The following is a 3,078-nucleotide window of genomic DNA, read 5'->3' on the forward strand; positions in this document are numbered from 1 at the left end:
GACCGGACAACGATCAGCACCGATCACCAGTCACAAGACCTGAGGCTGTAGTACTGGGACTCCCCGTCGTCGGAGTGGTCCTGTGCGATGTCGACGCCGACCAGGAATTCAGGCCGGCGTCGACGCCCGCGGAGAAGAGCCCGCTGTCGCGGGCCAGCAGCTCCCACTCCTGGTCGAAACGGCTTCCAAGGTCCTTCTCGTCGTGCGTGAGGACGAATTGGTGCCGACCGCTCTCGGTGCCGAGGTTCCCCATGAAACTGGCGATGTTGACGGGCGGCAGCTCGTCCCGCGTCTCCATGACCCCGCGGAAGACAAGTCCGGCAGCGGAGAGCTTGTCCAGCGCCTCCTGTGCCACGTCCATTCGGGTGCTTCCTTTCTTCTCTTCTCACAGCCGGAGGTTCACAGCCAAATGTTCACAACCGGTTCTCAGCGACGACGCCCGTAACGGTAGAGCGTCGGCCTGTTGTAGTCGTGGACTCCGTTTCTTGCGCGGGAACCACGCGACTGACCGGTCTGCAGATTCAGCATGACGCGCAGCTGGTTGTTCGCTGGCAGACCGATGTTCTCGCCGTCGAAGATGGGCGAGCCCACCCAGCTACCCAGGCCAGACACGTTGCTGAAGTTCCCGAAGTTGTCCGGACCGGGGTTCATCCGCTGCCGGGCACCTGGGTTGTTGGCCACCTCGCGGGCGAGCCTGTCGAGCTGCCTCGTCAGGTCCTGGTAATTGGCGAAGTGCGCATTCCGCGCGTCACTGCGCGCGTTGCGTGCCCTCTCGCTGTACGGATCGCCGTCGAACGCGGGGTTCTCCGGCGTCAGCCCGTCGCCCTCGTTGTCCCGGCTCGGACCACAGCCGTGGACGAGGGCGGAGGCACCTGCCGCCACGACGTAGTACGTGTGGACGTTGGAGACGGTCGGTTTGTGGACGGTGGCGCCCTGTGCCGTCCAGCGCTCGACCGAGCTGATCTGGACGTAGCTGCCCGAGCTGGTCCGCAGCCACTGACCGGACGTGAGATCGGTGGCTGCGATCCACTCGCCAACCCCGGGGACCCAGAAGGGCTGCCCGTCGGTCGCCGTGATCTCGGCGGTCACGCGTGGAGGCGGATTGCGATGTCCCCGAGCTCCTCCCGCAACACTCGACGAACGGTGCTCCACCTCGTATCCGCTCGGCAGCGTTGCGGGCCAGGAAACTGCCGGATACTGCACATGCAGGTGCGGCACGACTGATGGCAGGGTTCCGCTCATGACCGATACCCGGGAAGTGACCTGCCTTCCCTTCCAGAAGCGCGCCCTGTGGGTGTTCGTCTGGCTCGGGGCGGCCGGGGCGAGCCTGGCCGCGGTGCGCATGGCGTACTGGGGCAAGCTCCTGGACGTGTGGCTGGGCATCGGCCTGCTGCTCGCGCTGCTGGGCATCGCGGGGCTCCACGGGGTAACCGCCCGGGTGCGCGCCGATGCGTACGGCCTGCACGTCCGGACGCTGCTGCGCCGCCGGAGCGTGCCGTGGCGCGACATCGCCGACCTGCGCGTATACCTGCAGTACGGGCGCCACCAGGAGTTCCGCCGCGTCAGTCTGGTGCGGCGCGACGGGCACAAGCGGCTCCTGCCGCTGCCGGTGGACGGCGGGCACGGTTTTCCGGACTTCGACGCGGAACTGGACGCGCTCCGCGCGATGCACCGCCGTTACGGAGCCCCGGAGTCGAGCCATGTCCCCGTCATCTCGTACCGCACCGCCGGGCGTGGCACGGCCGTTTGGCTGATCCTGTGCGTGCTGTTGCTCGCGGGCGCGGGCGGGGCCGCGTGGTCCGTGCCGGGCACCGCGTCGTACGAACAGGAGTGGCAGGAAGCCACCCCGTGCACCGCCGGGACGCCAGCCACCGAGCGCCGGGAGTGCCTGACCACCCTGTCGGGTGTGATCGCGCGGACCGAGGCCGGCCAGTACAGGAACCCGAGTTGGCTGTACTTCACCGACGCCCGGCCGCTGACGCGACTCGGGGTCTCCCGGGAGGCCGCCCTGGGGTTCCAGCCCGGCGACAGCGTCGAACTGACCGTCTGGCGTCGCGACGTGATGGAGGTCGCCGGAGAGCGCCACGTGTGGCGCGAGCACGTATCCACCTCCGGGAGCCAGGCCGTCATCGCGGCCCTGTGCGCCCTCGCCGCGGGCTACGCCGGCGCCCGGGTGATGCTGCGCCTGCGCGGGCGGCGGCTGGCCGACGACGAGATCCTCCCGTCAGCCCTTCCCTTCGCGGGCGCGCTCGTGGGTACGGCCCTGTGGCTGCTGCCGCTCACCTACCGCCACCCCATGGCCCTGCCCACCTCACCCGGGACGATCACGTGGGCGGCTGTGGGCTCGCTGGCCACGATGGGCCTCTTCACCTGGGCCTGGCGCGCCACCCGCGTCCATACTCCCGGGGCGGCCGGAGCGGCCTCCGTGAAGGACGAGGAGGTGTTCCTGGCCGCGCGCTTCCTGGAGCACACCGACTACAACCCGCACGGTTTCGGCACCCACATCGTCCTCGGAAGCGGCCCGCCCGCGGTGACTCCACACCCCGGCCCGGGCCGGTTCGCGGCGCAACCGATACCGGTGGAACGGCTCACCGTGACGGACGTGCGGCGCGCCCGGGGCAGCGACGGCGACAGCGTCCCCAGAAGCTGGCACATCGCCGAACTCAACGACGCAGGCAACCCGGTCCGCCTCGCGGCCGCCCCGGCCAACCTGACCCGCATCATCCGCGAGCTACGCGCAGGGGCGTCGGCCGCGCGACTGGCGGGCGAGCCGACCTGACAGGAGCGGCCTCCCGGATCCAACCCGGTACTTGCGGTGGAGACCATCCTGAGCAGGGCTGCGATCCGAGCCGGTCAGAGACTCGATGGATGACTGGAAAGCCAGTCGTCATATCGATCACGCATCCGGTCCCGTTCCTCGGACGTGGCAAGGAAGACGTCGGCGCCACCGTCGTACGGTAAGCATTCGCGGCCGAGGCCGAGCAGTCGAAACGGTAGACTCTGCTGCGCAATTCCTCGGGGCTGCTGGACTGCACTCCGCGACCTGCGGCGACGCGGCCGTGCTCGGTGCTCCGGGCG

3 protein-coding genes are annotated in these 3,078 nt (G+C 69.4%); 1 reads left to right on the plus strand and 2 read right to left on the minus strand.

All coding sequences use genetic code 11. The features are described from left to right. Positions 1-13: 13 nt before the first annotated feature. Entirely contained in the window at positions 14-361 is a 348-nt protein-coding gene (locus tag RB628_RS40020) for a hypothetical protein (protein WP_318325566.1), read from the minus strand. 65 nt (positions 362-426) lie between these two features. Further along, entirely contained in the window at positions 427-1,089 is a 663-nt protein-coding gene (locus RB628_RS40025; protein ID WP_318325567.1) for a hypothetical protein, read from the minus strand. Between the two features lie 151 nt (positions 1,090-1,240). Between RB628_RS40025 and RB628_RS40030 the strand changes: the two genes are divergently transcribed. Continuing rightward, the gene (locus tag RB628_RS40030) at positions 1,241-2,779 is read left to right on the plus strand and encodes a PH domain-containing protein (RefSeq protein ID WP_318325568.1); all 1,539 of its coding nucleotides are present in this window, start codon (positions 1,241-1,243) and stop codon (positions 2,777-2,779) included. Positions 2,780-3,078 lie beyond the last annotated feature (299 nt).

This window comes from Streptomyces sp. ADMS, from assembly GCF_033441795.1.
Taxonomy (GTDB): domain Bacteria; phylum Actinomycetota; class Actinomycetes; order Streptomycetales; family Streptomycetaceae; genus Streptomyces.